Source organism: Pedobacter sp. AC379, from assembly GCF_979258145.1.
Genome location: NZ_OZ409839.1, coordinates 4,583,164 through 4,605,835, shown reverse-complemented (window position 1 = coordinate 4,605,835; position 22,672 = coordinate 4,583,164). Strand labels below are relative to the sequence as shown.

Annotated in this window: 19 protein-coding genes and 1 pseudogene; 5 read left to right on the top strand and 15 right to left on the bottom strand. The window is 37.6% G+C overall.

The features are described from left to right. Positions 1 to 46: 46 nt before the first annotated feature. Positions 47 to 604: an NADPH-dependent FMN reductase gene (locus ACZZZW_RS20090; protein WP_055905795.1), complete on the bottom strand. Its 558-nt coding sequence runs from the start codon at positions 602 to 604 to the stop codon at positions 47 to 49. Between the two features lie 107 nt (positions 605 to 711). On the opposite strand from ACZZZW_RS20090, the pseudogene ACZZZW_RS20085 reads away from it, so the two are divergent. Then, positions 712 to 1,914, top strand: a pseudogene (locus ACZZZW_RS20085) (MFS transporter). A gap of 51 nt (positions 1,915 to 1,965) precedes the next feature. On the opposite strand, the gene ACZZZW_RS20080 reads toward ACZZZW_RS20085, so the two are convergent. The 7 genes from ACZZZW_RS20080 to pyrE all read right to left on the bottom strand — a co-directional run bounded on the left by ACZZZW_RS20080 (position 1,966) and on the right by pyrE (position 11,931). Beyond that, on the bottom strand, positions 1,966 to 2,595 hold the full coding sequence (locus tag ACZZZW_RS20080; RefSeq protein WP_463496129.1) for an outer membrane beta-barrel protein: 630 nt from the start codon (positions 2,593 to 2,595) through the stop codon (positions 1,966 to 1,968). A 161-nt stretch (positions 2,596 to 2,756) separates the two neighbouring features. After that, positions 2,757 to 3,386, bottom strand: a complete 630-nt coding sequence (locus tag ACZZZW_RS20075) for a hypothetical protein (protein WP_463496127.1) — start codon at positions 3,384 to 3,386, stop codon at positions 2,757 to 2,759. Between the two features lie 11 nt (positions 3,387 to 3,397). Further along, positions 3,398 to 4,051, bottom strand: a complete 654-nt coding sequence (locus ACZZZW_RS20070) for a hypothetical protein (RefSeq protein WP_463496125.1) — start codon at positions 4,049 to 4,051, stop codon at positions 3,398 to 3,400. A gap of 150 nt (positions 4,052 to 4,201) precedes the next feature. Further along, positions 4,202 to 6,802: an ATP-dependent chaperone ClpB gene (gene clpB, locus ACZZZW_RS20065; RefSeq protein ID WP_055905780.1), complete on the bottom strand. Its 2,601-nt coding sequence runs from the start codon at positions 6,800 to 6,802 to the stop codon at positions 4,202 to 4,204. A gap of 1,220 nt (positions 6,803 to 8,022) precedes the next feature. Next, a complete protein-coding gene (locus tag ACZZZW_RS20060) occupies positions 8,023 to 10,701 on the bottom strand; it encodes an alpha-L-rhamnosidase (protein ID WP_463496123.1) in 2,679 nt (892 codons plus the stop codon). A 139-nt stretch (positions 10,702 to 10,840) separates the two neighbouring features. Next, on the bottom strand, positions 10,841 to 11,239 hold the full coding sequence (locus tag ACZZZW_RS20055; protein ID WP_055905775.1) for an SRPBCC family protein: 399 nt from the start codon (positions 11,237 to 11,239) through the stop codon (positions 10,841 to 10,843). A gap of 26 nt (positions 11,240 to 11,265) precedes the next feature. After that, complete coding sequence (gene pyrE, locus ACZZZW_RS20050; protein WP_055905772.1) at positions 11,266 to 11,931, bottom strand: orotate phosphoribosyltransferase; 666 nt, start codon at positions 11,929 to 11,931, stop codon at positions 11,266 to 11,268. Positions 11,932 to 12,531: 600 nt separating this feature from the next. Here pyrE and ACZZZW_RS20045 point away from each other — a divergent pair. Next, on the top strand, positions 12,532 to 13,575 hold the full coding sequence (locus tag ACZZZW_RS20045; protein ID WP_463496120.1) for an NAD(P)-dependent alcohol dehydrogenase: 1,044 nt from the start codon (positions 12,532 to 12,534) through the stop codon (positions 13,573 to 13,575). 75 nt (positions 13,576 to 13,650) lie between these two features. Here the strand turns inward: ACZZZW_RS20045 and ACZZZW_RS20040 are convergent, their stop codons facing one another. Next, the gene (locus ACZZZW_RS20040; RefSeq protein WP_463496118.1) at positions 13,651 to 14,517 is read right to left on the bottom strand and encodes a hypothetical protein; all 867 of its coding nucleotides are present in this window, start codon (positions 14,515 to 14,517) and stop codon (positions 13,651 to 13,653) included. Positions 14,518 to 15,080: 563 nt separating this feature from the next. Here ACZZZW_RS20040 and ACZZZW_RS20035 point away from each other — a divergent pair. Next, on the top strand, positions 15,081 to 15,497 hold the full coding sequence (locus ACZZZW_RS20035; protein WP_235526018.1) for an NUDIX hydrolase: 417 nt from the start codon (positions 15,081 to 15,083) through the stop codon (positions 15,495 to 15,497). Positions 15,498 to 15,764: 267 nt separating this feature from the next. Here the strand turns inward: ACZZZW_RS20035 and ACZZZW_RS20030 are convergent, their stop codons facing one another. The 6 genes from ACZZZW_RS20030 to ACZZZW_RS20005 all read right to left on the bottom strand — a co-directional run bounded on the left by ACZZZW_RS20030 (position 15,765) and on the right by ACZZZW_RS20005 (position 19,421). After that, complete coding sequence (locus ACZZZW_RS20030) at positions 15,765 to 16,370, bottom strand: hypothetical protein (protein ID WP_055905760.1); 606 nt, start codon at positions 16,368 to 16,370, stop codon at positions 15,765 to 15,767. Then, the gene (locus ACZZZW_RS20025) at positions 16,360 to 16,863 is read right to left on the bottom strand and encodes a sigma-70 family RNA polymerase sigma factor (protein WP_463496115.1); all 504 of its coding nucleotides are present in this window, start codon (positions 16,861 to 16,863) and stop codon (positions 16,360 to 16,362) included. Before ACZZZW_RS20025 ends, ACZZZW_RS20030 begins: the two co-directional genes overlap by 11 nt. Before the next feature lie 118 nt (positions 16,864 to 16,981). Continuing rightward, positions 16,982 to 17,314, bottom strand: a complete 333-nt coding sequence (locus ACZZZW_RS20020) for a hypothetical protein (RefSeq protein ID WP_055905754.1) — start codon at positions 17,312 to 17,314, stop codon at positions 16,982 to 16,984. A gap of 14 nt (positions 17,315 to 17,328) precedes the next feature. After that, entirely contained in the window at positions 17,329 to 17,790 is a 462-nt protein-coding gene (gene coaD, locus ACZZZW_RS20015; protein ID WP_055905751.1) for a pantetheine-phosphate adenylyltransferase, read from the bottom strand. 294 nt (positions 17,791 to 18,084) lie between these two features. After that, the gene (gene rsmD, locus ACZZZW_RS20010) at positions 18,085 to 18,624 is read right to left on the bottom strand and encodes a 16S rRNA (guanine(966)-N(2))-methyltransferase RsmD (protein ID WP_055905748.1); all 540 of its coding nucleotides are present in this window, start codon (positions 18,622 to 18,624) and stop codon (positions 18,085 to 18,087) included. Next, the gene (locus tag ACZZZW_RS20005; RefSeq protein ID WP_055905745.1) at positions 18,615 to 19,421 is read right to left on the bottom strand and encodes a DUF3822 family protein; all 807 of its coding nucleotides are present in this window, start codon (positions 19,419 to 19,421) and stop codon (positions 18,615 to 18,617) included. The genes rsmD and ACZZZW_RS20005 overlap by 10 nt, the downstream gene beginning before the upstream one ends. Before the next feature lie 389 nt (positions 19,422 to 19,810). Between ACZZZW_RS20005 and ACZZZW_RS20000 the strand changes: the two genes are divergently transcribed. Both ACZZZW_RS20000 and ACZZZW_RS19995 read left to right on the top strand, forming a co-directional pair. Next, the gene (locus ACZZZW_RS20000) at positions 19,811 to 20,950 is read left to right on the top strand and encodes a putative sensor domain DACNV-containing protein (protein WP_055905742.1); all 1,140 of its coding nucleotides are present in this window, start codon (positions 19,811 to 19,813) and stop codon (positions 20,948 to 20,950) included. A gap of 265 nt (positions 20,951 to 21,215) precedes the next feature. Beyond that, positions 21,216 to 22,649, top strand: a complete 1,434-nt coding sequence (locus ACZZZW_RS19995; RefSeq protein ID WP_055905739.1) for an ATP-dependent DNA helicase — start codon at positions 21,216 to 21,218, stop codon at positions 22,647 to 22,649. Positions 22,650 to 22,672: the final 23 nt, after the last annotated feature.

Genomic DNA, 22,672 nt, shown 5'->3' with positions numbered 1-22,672 from the left:
TTGTAGCAGAATTGGCAGGTTTTAAGGAAAGTTTCTTTAGGTATTATTAAACTTTTGATGCTGAAATTAAATTTTCAATTTTCTTTTTAATGATGCTGATGGTTTTCTCATCTGTTAGGTTTCCTTCTGCATCAAATTTATTTTGTGCTTGCGCAATCAAAACTTCTGGTTGTAAAACAGGGTTCATATTTAAGAAAGTAAAAACGGGCAGAAAAGCGGCCTGCATTCTTACCGTTCCCCACATGCCCTGTGTTGCACCCATTAAAGCCACAGGTTTATGCATTAGTGGTGAGTCTTTTCCACGGCTTGCCCAATCAATGGCGTTTTTTAATCCGCCTGGGATAGAATAGTTGTATTCAGGCGAAACAATAATAAAGGCATCGGCACCTGCTAAAGCTGCTCTAAATTTTACTACGCTTGCTGGTCGTTCTTCAACTTCAGGTAAATCTTCATCAGCATTATAAACAGGGATATCATGATAAGCTACAATTTCGAAATCGATACCTTCAGGAATCAAGCTACCTGCAACTTTAAGTAACATTGCGTTATAGGAGCCTTTTCTTAAACTTCCACATAAACCAACAATTTTTCTATTCTTTTCCATAGTTATTAAACCGCAACGTTATAAAAATGTTTGGTTTTTGCAAGGACAAGGCGCAAGGTTTAAGAATTTATAATTGCTACTTTTGATGGTATTAGTATACCGATTTTATGAATGAGCCTACATCTACCACCTCCATTATTGAAAAAACCGTTTTTCCGATACTTTTTGCTTTAAGTTTTTCGCACCTGTTAAATGATACGATTCAATCGTTAATTCCTGCAATTTACCCCATCATTAAAACGAGTTATCATTTAAGTTTTTCGCAAATTGGTTTAATAACGCTTACCTTTCAACTGGCTGCATCGCTGTTACAGCCATTTGTAGGTTTATAGACTGATAAAAAACCTCAGCCATTTTCGTTGGCCATTGGAATGGGTTTTACCCTGATCGGATTAATTTCGCTTTCGCAATCAACCCATTTTTACACAATACTGCTTTCTGTGTGTTTTATAGGCATAGGTTCTTCCATTTTTCATCCTGAAGCATCACGGATGGCACATGCGGCCTCCGGAGGGAAGCGGGGATTGGCACAATCCGTTTTTCAGCTGGGCGGTAATGCAGGCAGCTCTTTAGGGCCTTTGTTAGCGGCTTGGATTATAGTTCCTTACGGGCAGTTCAGCGTAATCTGGTTTTCGGTCATCGCATTGCTGGCCATTATCATTCTTACTTATGTGGGCAACTGGTATAAGGGTTTTATGCTTTCAAGAAGTAAAAAGGTAAACATACAAGCGGTTGTGAGTCAGTTTTCGAGACAAAAAGTGATTTTTTCTGTATGTATTTTGCTCTTGCTTATTTTTTCGAAATACTTTTACATGGCCAGTTTAACCAATTATTTCACTTTTTACCTGATTGATAAATTTCACGTTTCGGTACAAACTTCGCAGATCTACCTGTTTGTATTTTTGTTTTCGGTAGCAGCCGGAACATTGCTCGGCGGACCAATTGGAGATAAAATAGGAAGGAAATATGTAATCTGGGCATCTATTTTAGGTACTGCACCATTCGCATTATTGTTGCCACATGCAAGCCTGTTTTGGGTAGGGGTATTGATTGTTCCAATAGGAATGATTTTGGCATCGGCATTCTCTGCAATTTTAGTGTATGCACAGGAATTAATCCCAGGGAAGGTAGGATTAGTGGCAGGACTATTTTTCGGCTTTGCCTTTGGTATGGGCGGCATAGGGTCGGCATTATTAGGGAAACTGGCCGATTCTACAAGTATTGAATATGTATTTAACATTTGTGCGTTTCTGCCATTAATCGGCTTGTTAACAGGTTTATTGCCTAACATAGAAACGAAAAAGAAATAAAAAAGCCCATTCTTTTTATAAAGATGGGCCACAATTTTGACTGTTGAGGAGTTAAAAAAGGATATAAATCTTAAAGCCAAGGTTGTTGATGAATCCTTGACTGCTTAAATTGAATGAGGTGGTTTCGGTTTTGGTGATCACGTTGGCATTATTTGTTTCGTTTATTTCGTTTTTAGCATACACAATGTCTGCTGTTAATAAACTGGTTTCTAACGCAAATCTTTTTGATAGAAACCAGGTAATACCTCCATATGCACCTACATTATATTGGTTACTGGTTGAGCTGTATTGCGAATAGCTTTCAGGTAAATTATTGTTTTCACTGTGTGTGTAACCGGCTCTTCCTCCAGCATATGCAAACAGGGTTTTTACCAATGGGAAATAATGCTGATAACTTAAATTGCCGCCATAACTTTTTTGCTCTTGCTTTACATTATCGTTCGTATTATATTTATTTAAACCATAGGTTAAATCTAATCCAAGCTTATCATTATCTTTAAAGAAATAGCCATATCCAAGGCTGAAGCTATTATTTTGGTACTTGTTTTCGTAATTTGCACCAGTATTTTTGTTTGTGGTAGAGTTAATACCAAAGCTTAAAGCGTTTGTTCCTTTTGTTTGCGCGAAACCGCATAGGGAGATACCCACGGCCATAGCCGTAACCAATAATTGTTTTTTCATTTTCATTTGTGTTTTTTGTGTATCCAATGATAAAATAAAAAAATGATATTAACTATTGCTTTAGTTGTGTTTTTGTTAAGTTATTGATTATCAGCAATAAAAAATAAAACCAATCTGTTTTATTAGATCGGTTTTAAGTAATAATAAGACTTATTTGTGTACTATTTAGCGTTTTCGCTCAGAATAAAATAGTACATTTCAAGAGGAGTGGAGTTACAATCGCCTCCTATATTTCCGGTAATTGATTTAATCTTTCCGTTTTCTTCGGGGAAAATACTTCTGTTGTATTCGATCTGTGCGCCACCTATCGATTTAATCTTTCCATTATCTTCTTCAAAAATGCTCTTGTAGTATTGTATTTCTACCTGGCCAATTGTCTTGATTTTTCCATTTTCTTCGGGGAAGATGCTTTTGTAGTATTCAATTTTCTTATCCCCGATAGATTTCACTTTACCATTTTCCTCAGGGAAAATACTTTTATAGTATTCGAATTTCTTATCTCCGATAGATTTAATCTTTCCGTTCTCTTCGGGGAAAATACTTTTATAGTATTCGAATTTCTTATCTCCGATAGATTTAATCTTTCCGTTCTCTTCCGGGAAGATGCTTCGATAGTACTCTATTTTTTTATTGCCAATTGTCTCTGGCTTCCCATTTTCTTCGGAAAAAATACTTTTATAATATTTTATTTCAGTGCTTTCTGTTGTTTGGGCTTTCACATTACATATGTAAGTGAAGAGCAGCACTAAGCTTAAAATTCTTAAGCTTAGCAGATTGAATATTTTTCTCATTCGATCAAAAATTAGAAGTGAATATTGATGGTGAAGGTAGGGGTAAAGTTATCGAGTGCCAACCTCAGGTTATTTTTCTTGTCGAAGTTGTACAATGATTCTTCGGCATAATAATTTTGGTGGAAGAAGCTTAAAATTGGAAACGAAAACTCGATACTGGAATCGTTAGTAAGCATATAGGCAAAACCTGGACTTAAGCTTGCCCCAAAGCCTTTTGCACGAGCATCGGTACGGATAAGATAACCTTCATCGTCAATTCTATTGAATGTATTAATCTGGAGGAGCAAATTAGCCTGTACAAAAAACTTGAAACGTTCTTTCACGTCGACATATCTGCGTATGAATGGAGAGATGCCGAAGCTAAATTCTTTTGGACCATAGCGATCTTCGTATCTTCCATCTTCTTCATCCCAGGAAATATAACTTTCGCCACGTAGTTTGGAAAGATTTAAAGGGATCTCCAGGCCTATAGCAAAATTATTGGCCAAAAAGTAACCTCCTCTGGGTGTTGCAGTAAAAGTGTTTAAGCTTGGTGAGGAGTTGTTCTGTTTAGAAGTTCCAAAACTTAAACTCAAACCAGCAAAGCCGGTTCCTTTTTCAGTTTGGGCATAACAGCGCCAACTGACGGCGCATAGCAGTGCCATGATGATTAATTTAGGTTTCATTTTATTTGTGTTTTTGTGTGTAATCAATAATAACCATTATTGAAACAAAAAGCAAGAAAATGAACGGTTATATTAGTTGATTTAAAAGGTGTTTTTTAAACAAGAAAAAACCGCCCCAATGTAGTCGGGACGGTTTTTGATCGGTACATTTTAACCAGCATTTTGGTTCAGGAAAACAAAATTATGATCGAACATATCCAACTTAATTTTGCTGTCTTTATCTATCTTTCCTGCCAGTATCTCTTTTGATAGCTCATTTAAGATTCTTTTTTGGATAACCCTTTTCAGCGGTCTGGCACCAAACTGAGGATCGTAACCCAATTGCGCCAGCCAATCTAAAGCTTCCTCACTGGCATCCATTTCTATACCCATTTCGGCCAGGGTTTGTTGTACCTGTTTAAACTGTAAGCTTACAATATTTCTAATTTCACTTCGGTTTAACGGGGTAAACATAATCAGCTCATCAATCCTGTTCAAAAACTCCGGACGAATGGTTTGCTTTAATACCTCGAACAATTCATTTTTGGTTTTAGCAATTACCTCATCACGGTTTTCATCACTTAAATCTTTAAAATTATCTTGTATTAAATGCGCACCAATGTTAGAGGTCATGATGATGATGGTATTTTTAAAATTCACTGTTCTACCTTTATTATCGGTTAAACGTCCATCATCCAAAACCTGCAGCAAAATGTTAAATACATCCGGATGTGCTTTTTCAATTTCATCAAGCAATACAACCGAATAAGGTTTGCGTCTAACTGCTTCGGTTAACTGTCCACCTTCATCGTAGCCTACATATCCCGGAGGCGCACCAATTAAACGCGACACGGCATGGCGCTCCTGGTATTCACTCATATCAATCCGGGTGAGGGCATTTTCATCGTTGAATAAAAATTCGGCCAATGCTTTTGCCAATTCCGTTTTTCCTACACCTGTTGTACCTAAGAAAATGAAAGAACCAATTGGTTTACGTTTATCCTGTAAACCTGCACGAGAACGGCGGATGGCATCAGAAATGGCTTCGATGGCTTCATCTTGCCCGGCTACGCGTTGGTGTAACTCTTGTTCTAAATGGAGCAGTTTTTCCCTTTCACTTGCAATAAGTTTTGTAACCGGAATCCCCGTCCAACGGCCAACCACACCGGCAATATCATCGGCAGTAACTTCCTCTTTAAGCATTCGGCTATCCGTTTGCTGACTTTCTAAATCGGCTTTAAGTTTTTTAACTTTATCTTGTGCCTCTTTAATTTTTCCGTAACGGATTTCGGCAACTTTGCCATAATCTCCGGCACGTTCTGCCTGTTCGGCTTCTAATTTGTAGTGTTCTATCTGCTCTAAGTGCGTATTTACAGCATCTACCAAATCTTTTTCGCCTTGCCATTTTGCTTTAAATTCATCGCGCTCTGCTGATAAATTTGCAATTTCTTCTGATAGCTCTTTAACTTTTCTATCGTCTTTTTCACGTTTAATGGCTTCACGTTCAATTTCCAAACGCATAATCTCGCGGTCTAAAGCATCCACATGCTCTGGCACACTGTCCATTTCCATGCGCAATTTTGATGCTGCCTCGTCCATTAAATCAATGGCCTTATCTGGTAAAAAACGGTCTGAAATGTAGCGCTGACTCATTTCTACAGCTGCAATAATTGCTTCATCTTTAATTCTTACTTTATGGTGTGTTTCGTAACGCTCTTTTAATCCACGAAGGATAGAAATTGCATCCTGGGTATCTGGTTCTTCCACCATTACTTTTTGGAAACGACGCTCCAATGCTTTATCTTTTTCTAAATATTTTTGGTATTCGTCTAAAGTTGTCGCACCAATTGCACGTAATTCTCCACGGGCAAGGGCAGGTTTTAAAATGTTTGCGGCATCCATTGCGCCTTCGCCACCACCAGCACCTACTAAAGTGTGTATCTCATCAATAAACAAAATAATGTCGCCATCACTTTGGGTAACCTCTTTAACAACAGCTTTTAAACGTTCTTCAAACTCGCCTTTGTATTTTGCACCGGCAATAAGTGAGCCCATATCTAGTGAATAAACCACTTTGCTTTTTAAATTTTCAGGCACATCGCCTTTTATAATTCTAAAAGCAATCCCTTCGGCAATGGCGGTTTTACCTACACCTGGTTCACCGATTAAAATAGGGTTGTTTTTAGTTCTACGGGATAATATTTGGATTACGCGGCGGATTTCTTCATCACGGCCGATAACTGGATCGAGTTTTCCGCTTTCTGCATATTCGTTTAAATTCCTGGCATATTTGCTTAAAGCCTGGTAAGTAGCTTCGGCATTCTGATCGGTTACGCGGTTATCGCCACGCAATTCTACAACGGCTTTCTTAAGGTCTTTTTCGTTAACACCTTGCTCTTTTAATAACTTGGAAGTGCTGTCGTTAACGGTAAGAATACCCAATAACAGGTGTTCTACTGATACAAATTCATCTTTAAATTCTTTTAAAAACGTTTGCGCTTTCTGTAAAACGCTATTGGCATTTGATGACAGATAGACATTGCTTCCACTCACTTTAGGGAATTTGGCAATCTCTGCATCAAGATTCTGATTTAAGGAATTAAGGTTAACGTTCAGTTTCTTTAAAACATAAGAAACCACGTTTTCATCAACAGTAAGCAAACCTTTAAGCAGGTGTGCCGTTTCAATAGCCTGTTGCTGATTGCCTTGGGCTATTTCAGAAGCCTGTTGAACTGCTTCCTGGGCTTTTATGGTAAAATTGTTGAAGTTCATATTTGCTTTTAAGTCAAAACAAATGCCATATTGATTTAGATTTTTAAATCGGAAATTTTGTCGGTAAGTTTGAATTTTTTATGACTAATTTACTGATAATTAGTGTTTTATACTGAAAATTTGTCGTGCATGGTTTAATTGTTTTGTTTTAATGGAGACTGGGAGGTGTCAATTAATTAATTGCAACTGAAAACTTAAACTGCTAAATGAAAACTGCCAATTGAAAACTATAAACTGCTAATTGATTTGGGCGTTCCCCATCCCGATGAAAAATCGGGAAAGGGGCGGGCTTTGCAGGGCTGCGCTTCGCTCCGGTACCGATGAAGGATCGGCACTGAACCCTTACAATCCCTAACGCGGTATTTAGCTCAGTTATCTATCCCGCGGTGAGAAATTGTTGCCAAAAAGCACTGAAATTGCTGATTAAACCTGATAGAACGGAAAGCCCGGAGACCGATTTTTCCATCGGGCGAGGACTTGGAGGGATAGCAGGACTACCGGAACCTAAATGTGCAGGAACCTGATTTCCAAAATAAAATCAATGAAATTACTTTTTACAAAGATGCTGAAACAAGTTCAGCAGGACGGATTTAGGTAAGGCAATAAAAGTGAATAAATTAATACATTCTTATAAAACCACAGAATATCGTTTCACGATCTATTATCATGGTTGTTTGATCAAAAAACTGAAACTGAAAACTGTAAACTTCCAACTGATTGGGGCTTTACAGGGCTGCGCTTCGCTCCGGTACCGATAAAGGATCGGCACTGAACCCTTACAATCCCTAACGCGGTATTTAGCTCAGTTATCTATCCCGAAGTGAGAAATTGTTGCCAAAAAGCACAGAAATTGCTGATTAAACCTGATAGAACGGAAAGCCCGGAGCCCGATTTTCCATCGGGCGAGGACTTGGAGGGATAGCAGGACTACCGTAACCTAAATGTGCAGGAACCTGATTTCCAAAATAAATCAATGAAATTACTTTTTACAAAGATGCTGAAACAAGTTCAGCAGGACGGATTACGTAAGGAAATAAAAGTGAACAAATTAGTACATTCTTGTAAAACCACCGGGTATTTTCTCTTTGCGTCTTCCTGAATTCGTTTCATGATCTATTATCATGGTTGTTTGATCAAAAAAACTCAAAATGAAAACTATAAACTGCCAACTGATTCCTAGATTTAGACCTCGCAGGTTTCGAAAACCTGCGAGGTCTGGATTATTTACCTGCTTTTTGTTCTATTATATATTTCCCTGCGGCAAAATCTAATTTTCCGGTATTGCTTGGCTTGCCATTTATATAGTTACTCAGGCCACGCGTAAGTGGCAGATTAATTGTGGCTGTAGAATTAGCAGGGATAGTGATATCGTATCTAATTCCATTATTAATCCGCTTCCACGAACTGATAATTTTACCATAAGGACCAATATGGCTGGCTTCGAAAGCGTTTAATCCTTCCATCACGTGTGGGCTCAAAATTACATGTTTAAAGCCCGGCTCTTTTTCGTCGGGTTTAATTCCTCCTGGTGATTTGTATAACCAGGCACCAATTTCTCCAAACATAATGTGGTTCATCGAGATATCTGATTTTGCATCAATTGGCCAGTTTTCATACAATGTTGTGGCTCCGTTTTCCATCCACCATCCCCAGCTTGGATATGTTTTTTGAGCGGCAACCTTATAGGCAATATCGCTGTATCCGTTTTCACTTAAAGCATTTAAAATGGCTTTAGTGCCCAATAAACCAACATCTAAATGAAACTCATCGGCTTCTACGCGTTTAGCTAAATTTTCTGCAACTAAAGCAACTGATTCTTCTGGAACGATTTTCCAATAAAGCGGCACACTCATCTCAGTTTGCACACCGGAAGCATAAATTCCTTTTTCTTTATTTAAATATTTGGTGTTAAAGGCGTCTTTAATTTTTTTGGCCAATGCCATGTATTTTTCATAATCATCGTTTTTGCCTAAAATTTTAGCTGCTTTAGCCAAAATAACCACATCAGCATAGTAATAACAGGTAGAGGTAAGTTCGACAGGGGATTTAGATTTGACCGGAATCCAATCGCCCAACCCCCAAGTAGTTAAGCCAGTAGGATAGGTTTCGTCGATATGGTTTACATATTTTCTGATGTTTTCGTAACAGTCGGCAAGTAATTTTTTGTCGCCATAAAACAGGTAAATATTCCATGGTATAATGGCAATTGTGCTTGTCCAGTCGGGGCCATTGCCCCATTCGTAGCCCCAGCCATCGGTTGGAATAATAGATGGTAAAACACCATTTGGCTGTTGTTCATCACGGTGATCGGCAAGCCATTTTTCATAAATGGTGATGCCATCAAAGCCATATAGTCCGGTTTCTATGGCAATTTGTGCGTCGCCGGTCCAGCCGTTTTTCTCTCTCTGCGGGCAATCGGTTGGGTAGCCAAAAAGGTTAGATAGGTATGAATTGTTGGTGGCGTAATAGATTTTGTTAATAATCGGCTCAGAAGATTTAACATCGCCAGCAACCGGCACATCGCTGTGCATAAAATAACCCACTAAATCTTCTTTTTTTAATTCGATAGGCGCTGAACTGGTTACTTCTACATATTGAAAACCCTTGTAATTAAAATGCGGCATGAAACTTTGTTTACCCTTTCCGTTTAAAATCAAAATATCGGTTTGAAAGGGATCTGTATTATCGGTGGGGCGATAATGAGCATCAATATTTGAAATATCTACATGCCCGTTGGGGTATAAACGTTCGCCATGTTTTAGTTTTATTGTAGTTCCTGCCGGGCCATTTACGGTGATTTTACTCACTCCGGAAATATTTCTGCCCAAATCGAAAAGATACGTGGTATCATTAAACTTTCTTAAACTTTTACTGGCTATCTCTTCTACATTTCGAATGGGGTGTAATGCCTGTGCAACAATATTTTTCGATGGGGCAGAGCGGTACATCACTTCTTTCCAATCTTTATCATCAAAACCACGTGTATTCCAGCCTGATTTTTCTAAACGTGCGTCGTAATGTTCGGCTGTATAAATGCTGTTAAAAACAATCGGACTGAGTGCTGTCTTCCAATCTTTGCCTGATTTTATGGTTTCAGTTGTGCCATCTTCATAGCTAATGCGTATATCGAGGCAAAAAGCAGGCCTGTTGCGCCATGGGGCACGGTCAAAATACCATACAGCGGTTGATTGGTGGTTGTACCATCCATTTCCTAATAATACCCCAACGGCATTTTTACCAGATTTTATGGCGTTGGTCACATCATAAGTTACGTACAATGTTCTCCTATCGTAACGGGTATACATAGGATCCATACGGTGGTTGCCAATTTTATTGCCGTTGATCGATAGTTCGTAAAGTCCGCCTGCTGCAATATAAGCCCTTGCCGATTTTATTTTTTTTGTAGTGTTAAAGGTATTTCTAAAATAGGGAGCTGGTTTAAGCCTGGTGTTTTCAGTATCGGAAATCCATGCCCCTTGCCAGTTTTCCATTTTCATCATGCCTGTTTCAAAACTGGCAATCGCTATTTTATTGGATTTCTTTTTGTTTCCATCGGCTATATCAACCCTCCAATAATATTTAGTAAAAGGTTTTAGTGATTGACCAGAATAAACAACAAGATTTTTATCTGAAGTTACCCAACCGGTATTCCAAAGTTTGCCGCCAGCTTTAACAAGTAAAGTAGAATCGGTATCAACCAGAATACGATAGGCAGTTTGCTTTGCACCCTGGCTGCTATCATTCATTTGCCAGGTAAAACGTGGATTGGGATTATCCAAACCGATAGGATTAACCAAGTATTCGGTTTTTAATGCGGTGAGTGATGTTTGTGCAAATGTTTGTGAAACAGGGATAAGGGCAAATACTAAGGCAGTTACCTGTAGAAATCTGAGGTTCATAGTTTAAAGGTTATTCAAAAACTAAGGTATTAAAATAATATGCGGATAAAAGAACAGCAATGGAATTTTTACGCATAAAAAAAGACGAGCTTTTACTCGTCTTCAATGTATGTATTCAGTTTAATCTGAGAACCAATCTTTAGCCTAAAATTTCTTTCAGTTTTTCTGTTTGATGATCAGCAAGTTTTTGTAAAGGGCCAGAGGCCAACATTTTCATCATCATATTTAAATCTGCAGAAATGATGTGTTTTGCTGTAGTGTTGCCATTTCCATTATCGGCAACTGTCCATTTTAATTCTACATCGAAAGGTGCTTTTTCGCTCGGAATTGCTGTTATTTCTTCATTTTCTACCCGGTTAGAGATTTTAATGGCCAATTTTGCCATATTCTGAATGGTAAAACGTGCATCATCTTCAGTAGATTCCCAGTTGTAAATGTTTTCTGGCATCAATTGCTGATGATTGTTCATATTGGATAGAAAAGTATAAACCTCTGAAACCGGTTTATTAACTTCTACTGTGCTTTCAATAACAGTCATTATATATTTTTATAGATTTGTTTTACTTAAGACTGGGAACTTAAAGTCTGACCCTGGCCCCATTCTGAAGGGTTTAAGCGCCATTTGCCTAATAATTCCATGTCGTTTTTAGCAATAATGCTGTGCTCTGCAGCGTAATCGATTAAGGCAGCATAATTTGATAAAGTTAAGTAACGGCATTTTGCAGCTGCAAAATTTTCGTCTGCTTTTTCGAAACCGTAAGTGAAAATTGCAGCTAAACCGGCTACAGATAAACCAGCGGCTCTTAAAGCTTCAACAGCTTGTAAACTACTTTTACCTGTAGAAATTAAATCTTCAATAACCACCACACGTTGGCCTTCTACAACTTCACCTTCAATTAAACTTCCGGTACCGTGCTCTTTAGCTTTTGCTCTAACATAGATAAATGGTAAACCCAGTTCCTGAGCCACCAAAACGCCCTGAGGGATGCCAGCGGTTGCAACACCTGCAATTACATCAACCGAACCGAATTCTTCCTGAATGGCCTGTGCCAGTTTCTGGCGGATGTATGTTCTAACCTGAGGATGAGAAAGGGTAATTCTGTTATCGCAATAAATTGGCGATTTCCAACCCGAAGCCCATGTAAAAGGGTTATTTGGTTGTAATTTGATTGCTTTTATCTGTAATAAAAATTCCGCTACCTTTAATTCAATATCACTTTTATTATACATGGTTCAAAATTACAGATTTATTTGTGTTTGTCATAACGTTTATTAAACCCCAATGTTTTAAAGGGCATAAAAAAAATGTAGAAAATAATTCGATTTCAACATTCAAATGTTTCAAATATCGGAAATTCTGATGAATGCTAAAACTTATTTCTTGCCACTCCTTGTAAATCAAGAGGATAAAGAATTGGAAGTGTTGAAAACACTAAAGATTATATTGTAATTATCATATTGTTCCGTTTGTAACAATGAATAATTCGATCTGTCTTAAGAGATATCACTAATTTATGATAATTTTAAAATCCGATTATTTTAGTTCGCACGAACGCCTTACGCTTTTTCTCAACGAGAACCATATTAAACGCGAAGATATTTTAGTGATCACCCAAGACCAAGGGATGTTTACAATCTTTTTTTACGCAGATGATGCTATAAAAGAAATTACACATGGCTTGTTCTCCTGATATATTTTGATCTAGTCCTCTTTAATAACATACTTATACCATACCGTTGTTTGAATTTTGCAATGAATTATTTGATTTGTGTAATCGTTCCTAACAAAGGGCTGATTACATTTGTTATGGTTAAATAAATAAAATTTTTATGATAGCAACAAAAGGATATGCGGCACAAAATGCCGGAACAGATCTTGCACCCTGGAATTTTGAGCGCCGGGAAGTAGGTCCTCATGATGTTCAATTTGAAATACTTTTCTGTGGCGTTTGTCACTCAGATCTGCATCAGATTAAAAATGACTGGTTTCCTGGGATATTCCCGATGGTTCCCGGACACGAGATTGTAGGCCGGGTTATTCAAGTTGGAGATCATGTTAAAAAATTCAAAGTAGGTGATCTTGCCGGTACAGGTTGTATGGTAGATTCTTGCCAGGTTTGCGAAAACTGTAAGCAGGATTTAGAACAATACTGTTTAGAAGGCAATACGCAGACTTATAACGGTTTGGAGAGAGATGGTAAAACGCCTACTTATGGTGGATATTCTGATTCGATCGTAGTGCGTGAAGAATTTGTACTTCATGTTTCTGATAAATTAAATCTTGCTGCTGTAGCACCGCTTTTATGTGCTGGTATTACTACCTACTCTCCGTTAAGACACTGGAAAGTAGGAAAAGGCCATAAGCTTGCCGTACTTGGTTTAGGTGGTTTGGGCCATATGGCAGTAAAATTTGGCGTAGCATTTGGAGCTGAGGTAACTGTATTGAGTACTTCACCTAAAAAAGAAGAAGATGCTAAAAAGCTTGGTGCACATCATTTTGTGGTAACCACCGATCCTGAACAGGTTAAAGCTGCGAAAGGTACTTTCGATTTTATTTTGGATACAGTATCTGCAGAGCACGATTTTAACATGTACCTTTCTTTATTAAGAACAAATGGTACACATATCTGTGTGGGTGTACCGCCAAAACCAGCAGAAATTGCCGCTTTTAGTTTATTGGGCGGTAGAAAAAGTCTTGCAGGATCGGGTATCGGAGGAATTGCCGAAACTCAGGGAATGTTAGATTTTTGTGCTGAAAACAATATTGTTTCTGATATCGAAATGATCGATATGAAAGACATTCACCATGCTTATGAACGCATGGAAAAAGGGGATGTTCGTTACCGCTTTGTAATTGATATGGCTACTTTATAGCTATAACTTAGTATTTTAATAGGGATTTGGAACAGCATCAGCTGATTTTAAATCCCTATTTTTTTATAGATCGATCTACTCTGCAGCGTTCTGCTTTATAAATTCAGCTATCGTAATGTGATGATCAGATTCTACTTTAAAAATCTGTTTCCTGTTTTCGGCCAGTAAATTCTGAAGTGTGCTTACTGAATCTTTAAGGTAGGAAATGGATAGCATGCGAGAAATGCGGCTTCTTATTTTATCTGCCATAAATACTTCAATAAGGATCAGGCTGATTAAAAACATATAGTGTGTTAAAATCAGGTTATTGGTGTTTTTGCCAAGGGCAGGCATCCCGATCGAACTGAAAATGGCATCTATAACCAATGGAATACCAATAATGGCAATTAACGAAAATGCACTTACCTTTAAGGTGATGCGTTTTTCTGCAAGTTTCATCTGTTCATTAAAGGCAGAAAACTTACTTTGAAAAGGAGTATTGCGGTTATTTTGTTGTTGCTCCAGTTTCTGCAAATCCTTTCCATGTGCTATGTCGATTTTGCGCACCTGCTCCACAATAAAAGATTCCGCATTGTTGAGTTTTTCCTGGTCTTCTACTATCGATTCCTGCTCTGCTATAATTTTATCCATCACCATCAAATCTTCCGGAATGCCATGGCGTAACTTCTGTTCTGCGGCAATAATGCGGTTATCCAATTGTTTAAACTGTCGTTTAAGCTCGGCAATTTCTTTGTTGTAATGCTCTTTTTTGGAGCTGTAATCGTTTTCCAGACTATTGAGTGCTGAAGCATACTCAAAATTTGCCAACAACTGTTCATTGCCAGCAAATCGCTGATAAAGCCCATTTAATTTGATAAAGAGTTCTCCTGTTGATTTTTCTGGGTTTGAAAGATCAATCTGGTATGCTTCCAGATCTGTTTCGGATAGTGAAGGTATTGGCATGGCAGATTAAAAGGTTAAAATTATGAAAATATTTGTCGTTGAGTGAATTATTCGCCATTCTTTTCCAACTGATTATAAATATTGAGCAGTTAAACAATAACATTTTTGAAATTCATTTCTTCTTCAAGAAAATATTTATATATTTGTACCAAGCAAGGGGTGAGAGCCTTGCATCAATCTTTGATTGAGAGCGTTAATTTAGATAAGGTTACAACATTAATTGTTGTAACCTTTTTTTTTACCATGTAAATAACTCAACAATTTTTCTACTTTAGGGGAATCAAACATTCAGATTTATTCGTGTTGGAATGATACAATTGAATTATTTGATTTGAGTTTAGCGCGTTTTAATGTCTTTTTAAAAATATATGCCGAGAAATTATAGAATTTATATCAACGATAACACTTTATTTATCTCAGATTTTCTGCCCGAACAAAAAGAAAAAATTCAACAACTTGAATTTCAGGATTTTGATTTGCAGATGTTCTACAAAAAACTAAAGAACGGGTCAAAAAAAAGCTATATTTTTTTAACAAAGAATCCTAAGGAAACGTTTAAAAAATTGAAAAAAGATTGCACAATCATTAAAGCTGCGGGTGGTTTGGTAGAAAGTGCAAACGGAAATTACCTCTTTATTTTCAGAAACAAAAAATGGGATTTGCCGAAAGGCAAGTTGGAGGAAGGTGAAAAAATGAAAGAAACCGCTGTTCGCGAAGTAGAGGAAGAATGCGGGATCAGGGTTTTTAAACGGGAAGAAAAGCTTTGTAAAACTTACCATGTTTATCCAATCGGTTCGAAAATGGTAATTAAAAAAACAAATTGGTATAAAATGAAGGTTAAAGGTGAACCTAATTTGATACCACAAAAGGAAGAGGGAATTGATGAAGCCGTATGGTTAGATAAAAACCACATTTCTCCGGTAGTTAAAAATACTTTTCCATCAATAATGGATGTGTTGAGGGCCGGGGGGATCTTGTAATTATTCCTTCGCACAGATTGTATTGCCGAAATTATTTTTAGCAGGTGGAAATCACCTTAACTTTGCCAGATTAAACTTGTTGAAACTTTTTAAGATATTTATATCCGCATTTATAGATCTGTTAGTAAGGTGGTCATGGCGAGGAGGAACCAGGAAAGCAATCTTTCACATTAGTGATCCTTGCCATAAAGATTGCTTCGTAGGCTGAAAAAGTTTCTCGCAATTGACGATTTAACAGAAATTATGATTAAAAATCTTAGAGGTACATTACTCATAATCTAGTTCATCAACTATTTTTTTTACCTGTTTTAAATGTTTTCCGTAATAATACCAGGCCCACAGTTCGGTAATTGCACCAATAATTAAAATGGAAACAAAGCAGTTTAATAGAATATAAACAGATGATAATTTGCTTAAAATCCTAATGAATATTGAAGCTTTTTCAATAAAAAGATATACCGCTATCAATGCGACCCCAATAAAGGCGATAATGTACGTTAGGGCTTTATAAAGTTCTACATTCAATTTCATTTCATAGTAAAACCACAGGATATTTTTGCGTGTATCCAGGCTCATATCGTAAGAATTTTTATAAAAGCGGTAAAATTTAAGAAAGTAATATGCTGTAAAACCACAGGTAATGGCATAAAACATTAAAAATACCTGAACCATCGTTTCTGAAAAGTTAAAAAGATAAGGAATGAAAGCCATGATAACCAAAGCAATAACCTGGTAAAAAAACTCATGTTTCATCTTTCCCCTAATCCTATCAACGGGAGTATGTGCCTGTTTTATTTGTAACATATCTTTAGAAATGTTGTTCCCTTCAGGATTTTCAGCATTCCATTCGTTTTTGATATCGTCAAAATTCATAACCGTTTTTCTTTATAATGAATTGTAATTTTTCTTTTGTTCTGTTTAGCTTAACCCTTGCATTTACTTCGCTGATGCCAAGGTTTTCAGCAATTTCACGATGGGATTGATTTTCGAGAAAAAGAAATATCAATGCCTTTTCGATCATATTTAACTCTTGAACTGCAGTATACAGATAGGCTAATTTCTCCTCTTTACCTTCGCTGTCGTTTACATCTATGATGTCAATATTTTCGTCTAAATGTATTTTATCAATCTTTTTCTTATCCTTTTTAAAATAAATCAATGCCGTATTTAAGCATACGCGGTACATCCAAGTGGTAAATTTAGCGTTACCCTTAAAAGTGGGATACGCTTTCCAAAGTTGTAATACGATTTCTTGAAACAGATCACGTTGTTCTTCAACACCGTTCATATACATTTTCGGAATTTTATGTATAATCGCTTTGTGTTGATTAATCAGGTTGATAAATATGTTTTCTGTTTCTTTCATTTAATATGATAACCCATTGGTAACGGATTGATTAAAACGTTACAGATTTATTGAAATAAAATTAAATGAATCCTCTGCCGTAACGTTTGGCTACAACTTAAATAAGTATTGTTACAGATTATTTAATAATTGCTGTATAAATAGCGCCAATGATCAGGAATAAAAAAGTGCCGGTTAAAATTGCAGCGCCTGTGTACAGGTACAATGGGGTTTTTGAAAGCTTTTCATACACTTTAGCGTTCTCACTTATTACGTTATTGTTGCTAAAGTTACAGCTATCGCAACTCATTGCTGTGTATTTTTCGGCAGGAAGGATTGGAATACCGTTGATTTGGTAATATTTCTGAATGATGCGATAGGTTACTGTTTTCTCATTGCAATTATCACAGCTTGCCAACTCATCTTCATAAAAATTGAGCAGTTTCTCCGTTTTGCCAAAATGAACGAGCATAAAGAGTCTGATTTCTATAAAAAACTAAGTGCTTCTTTGGGTACAAATGGACTTACATCGCCATGGTTTCTTAAAATATCGCGTACTATTGTAGAGCTGATGGCCGAATATTCGGGTTTACTTAAAAGCAGAATGGTTTCTACTTCAGGCATCATGGTTTGGTTAATTTGTGCGATGGCTCTTTCATATTCAAAATCTGCTGCCGAACGGATGCCGCGTACCATGTAAGTGGCATCAATTTTTCTACAGAAATCTACTGTTAAACCTTCGTAAGTTTGAATTTCGATATTTTGATAACCGCTAAAAACAGTCTGTAATATTTGAAGACGCTGTTCTGCACTTAAAAAATTCTGTTTGGAACTGTTCAGTCCGATACCGACTACAATTTTATCGAAAAGTGGTGTTGCACGTTGTAAAATATTTACGTGAGCAATAGTGATCGGATCAAATGAGCCTGGAAATAGCGCTATCTTCATGATTCAAATATATATTTTATAGCGGAATTATTTACCACAAAGACACGAAGGACACAAAGCGGGTTAATTTTTTTGCCACGGAAGCACGGTTTTACACTGAATTTTTTGGTTTGGTTTTAACAATTAAGGAATTAAGAACGTTAAGGTGATTTTTGGCATTGCGGCTGGAGCAGGCTGCCCATTTTTAGTCTGATTGCAATGAAAATCAGGACTAAACGCCGCCTAATGCAAATATGCCCGCCTTTAACGAAGAAAATAATATTATATTGGCTTAGGTTAAGCTTAGTACCTTCGCTACTCGCTATACTCAAAAAAACTAAAAGAAGAATTGCCGTATTTCCTGGTTTCGGTATAACCTGGCTGACTGTTCAGTTTCATGTTGCTTTGGTGTTCCACAATCAACAAGCCATCGGGTTTAAGTAGTTTTTGCTCTTTCACCATTACCGGAATCTGTGGGATGTTTGGCATGTTATAGGGTGGGTCGGCAAAAATCAGGTCGTAAGCGCCTGTCATTTGTTTTAATAACTTAAAAACATCGCCTTTGCGAACATCGATTTGATTAAACTGGTGTTGCTTGGCTGTATTTTTAACCCAGTTTACACAACCATAATCCATATCAACGGATAAAATGCTTTCTGCGCCGCGTGAGGCAAATTCGAAGGTTAAATTTCCCGTTCCGCAAAACAAATCGAGTACGGTACAGGTTTCGAAATCATATTTGTTGTTAAGGATATTGAAAAGTGCTTCTTTTGCCATATCCGTAGTTGGGCGCACAGGTAAATTTGCAGGGGGCTGCAAACGGATGCCCTTCAATTTGCCACCAATTATTCGCATAAATCTAAAGCAAGCAGGCCGCTAAAATAGTGTTTTGGCATATCTGCCAATAGTTCGCTATTCTGTTTTCCGGCTGGAAGGAAGAAATAAAGTTGATTAAAATATTTTAATAAGCAATTGTAATGCTCATCATCTTCGTTAATAATGCCTTGTAAATAAACCGGAATAGTATCGGTTAAACCCAATTGTTCGATCATCAACAAAAGGAAATAATTAAATTCCTCGGCATTTTCTGATTCATAATGATTTTGGAAAACAACTTTTTTATCCTTTATATACAATACATTGAAAGATACTGCTGTAAAATCGATCAGTAAAGCTTCATCAGCCAAATGGTTAAATAAAACCATCAAGGGTTCTGATTGTGGGAAAATGTTGGTTTCTTCGGGCAAATGGGCTTTCACATTTTCGTTTAAACAAAAGATGGTGTTAAAGCCAAGTTCGTCATTATGTTTTGTGTACACCTTTGCGTCCGTACCTAAATATTTGGAGTAAACGGCTAAATTTTCACCGTCGAACCATTCATCAGGAATAAAAATGAAATTTGAGGTATGAACGGCTGCTTTTACAGCTGAATAGGATAAAGATAAGTAACTATCGGTTTCAAATGCAGATTTTAGCTCTTGCTGAACGTCATCGCAACCTTGTTTATCGAAAATAACATTAATTTCTTCGGTATCCTTACCTACAATTGCATAAGAGAAGCTATCATTCGTTATTTTTAATAATAAATGGCAGTTTGCAGATGCATCGGCTTTAAAATTCGGATCAACTAATAAGAGACTATTGTTACTCATTGAAACAAAAATAGAGTTTTTTAAGGATTAACTGTAAGATGAGGTTTAATTTTTTGGTTTTGACTTGTAGTGCTTTAGTTTTTTGCCACAGAAACACGAGTTCACAGAAATAATCCCTTGCCATTTTGTTTACTAATTGCCCAATGAACATTTATACTTAAAGCACCTTAGTTTATTTTAGTGAATTGATATACGCCCAAATTATTTAATAAACTTTATGTGCTTTGCACCTTCGTGTTTAATCTTGTCGCTGCGCTTTGCGGTAAAATGAACCTCAAAAATATCTGTGTTTATCTGTGAAGATGTGTGGTGAAACTGTCTGTATTTTTTTACCAAAATCAAACCTTTAGGGTATTCAAAAATCGAAATATTCGGCTTAAATTCGGAACATGAGTTACAAGCCTACCTATAAAGCTGCAAACACCATTGCGGCTACTATTGAACAACATTTTGTTAAGCTGCATAAAAATGCAATTGAACAAGGTGAGATAGATCTGGCTACTCAACCGGATAGGAAAATAATTGAAGCGATAATTGATGTTGCTTTTTGGAGCAGCCTCCGCAAGGAAGAAGGGCATTCGCCACGGATTTCGATTGCATTTTTACCTCCCGAGCAAGCGTCGAAACCTTTGCGATTTGCAAAAAAGCTAGCTTTAAATGCCAATACTTTAACTAAAATAGCACCCGGAATTGAACGTTCTGGAATACATTTAGGCGTTTGGGAAGAGGACGGCGAACTTTATATCTGGGGCACAACTTTAAATATACCCAACTTTTGTTTTGTTGTAGATGTTTCTGAACCTGGATTAATCGTAATTAAACACCGTCGGATTTACGGCATAGGTAAGTTTACCAATGTTGCGGTATTGAAAGGAGAGCAGATCAGGATTGTAGACGATAGGAGCTGTACAAACAAAGATTGTCCGCCAATTTTACAGGCCTTATTAGATCTTACAGTTTTGGCGAGCTGGAATGATCCCATCAATATTCTCATTCAGTTTTCGGTTTCAATGCGTGCGCATGGCCGTGGGGGAGCTTTGTTAATTGTACCTAAGGGCGATACGAAATGGGAAGAATCCATTATTCATCCGATACAATATTTAGTAGAGCCTCCTTTTTGCGGTTTATCTAACCTGGCGAAACAAAATGGCAACCAGAGCGAGATTTTTTCACAGGGTGCTGTACGTCGTGAGGTTGAGCATTTAGCAGGTTTAACCGCTGTTGATGGTGCAACAATTATTAATGAGGAGTTTGATCTTATTGCATTCGGGGCGAAAATCGGTCGCGCTAAAGGAAAACCAACCGTAGAGCAGATTGCTTTTTCTGAGCCGATTGTTGGTGGTGAGGATAAGATTTTATATCCCGGACAGCTGGGTGGCACCAGGCATTTTTCTGTTGCGCAGTTTGTTAATGATCAGCCACAATCAATTGGTTTAGTGGCTTCTCAGGATGGTCATTTTACTATTTTTAGCTATAGCAAAAAACAGAATATGGTAATGGCACACCGCATTGAAACGTTACTTTTGTAATAAGCCAGGAGCAAAGGGCTGAAAGCATAAATCATAGCGATTGCATTTGTTGGAAAAGGCACTGTACTGCTAATCGGATACGGTTGTCCGTTTTTCCGCTAAATTCCCGATCAAACATTTACAAAAAAACGAATGTTAATCTAGATCGTGAGATACCGCTTCAATACGGTTTAATTAATTGAGGGCTGTGCTCAAAACTCAGTTTATTATTTCATGTGTAATCTACAATTAACCGATTAACTGTTTAAAAAATTAACCACAAAAGATGATAATCGATAAAAGTCAGCTTATCGCTTCAGCATACGAACACACACCCACTAAGGAGCAGTTGCTTTTTTGTGAGCGGATGTCGGTGTTTTTGCAACAGGATGATGAATACCGCTGTTTTGTACTAAAAGGTTACGCTGGTACCGGTAAAACTACTTCTGTAGCGGCTTTGGTTAAGGTTTTGAAACAATTTAACCTGCGTAGCGAACTTTTGGCACCAACAGGTAGGGCGGCTAAAGTAATGAGCCAGTATTCGTACCGGAAGGCGCTCACCATACACAAAAGGATTTACCGTAAACGTTCGGCAGCATCGCCAGAAATGCAGTTTCAGCTGGCACCAAATCTTGCAGAAAATACACTGTTTATTATTGATGAGGCATCTATGATTGCTGATGAGTTTAATGAAACGGGTTCTTCGATACTGAGAGATTTGCTCGAGTTTGTGTACAACACCAAAAATTGCTTTTTGCTTTTTGTAGGTGATACCGCACAATTGCCTCCGGTGGGCAGTTTAGATAGTCCGGCACTGAACGAGCAATACCTGAAAGATAAATTTGCATTAACGGTATCATCTGTAGAGTTAAAAGAAGTGGTGCGACAAGGGAAAAAATCGGGTATTTTGGCTAATGCAACCATGCTTCGTAACCAGATTGCGAAAAACCCGGAAAATCCCTTGCCTAAATTCCTCACCAAAAGTTATACTGATATTTATAACATGCCTGGTGCTCGTTTGGTTGAAGGATTGGAATATGCATACCGCAAATTTGGTATGGAAAATACCCTTGTGGTTTGCCGTTCCAATAAATCGGCCAATGTATACAACCAACAAATTAGGGCTAGGTTGCTGTACCGTGAAGAAGAGTTAACAGGCGGCGATCAGATTATGGTGGTACGGAACAATTATTTCTGGCTGCCTGATAATGAAGATACTGCTTTTATTGCCAATGGCGATATGGCAAAAGTAATCCGTGTGAGGGGGGAGGAGGAGCGTTACGGTTTCCGCTTTGCCGATGCTACGTTGGAATTTATGGATTTCCCAGCTGCAGGGCAGATCAGCTGTAAAGTAATGTTAGATACGCTTAATTTAGAGAGTGCGAACCTCCCATACGAACAAAATAAAAAGCTTTTTGATGGGCTTAATGAAGATTATGAGCATATTGCCAACAAGCGGCAGCGGATGCTGGCCATTAAAGCAGATCCTTTTTATAATGCCCTGCAAATTAAGTTTGCCTATGCGGTTACCTGCCATAAGGCTCAGGGTGGGCAATGGGATGCTGTTTTTGCCGATCAGGGGTATCTTACTGAAGAAATGATTGATCTTGATTTTCTTCGCTGGTTGTATACGGCGGTAACCCGTGCTAAAAAAGAGTTATATTTAGTCAACTTTGCTCCACAGTTATTCGCAAAAACGGCACAGGAAGATTACTTTTAATCGCTATCGTCATGCTGAATTTA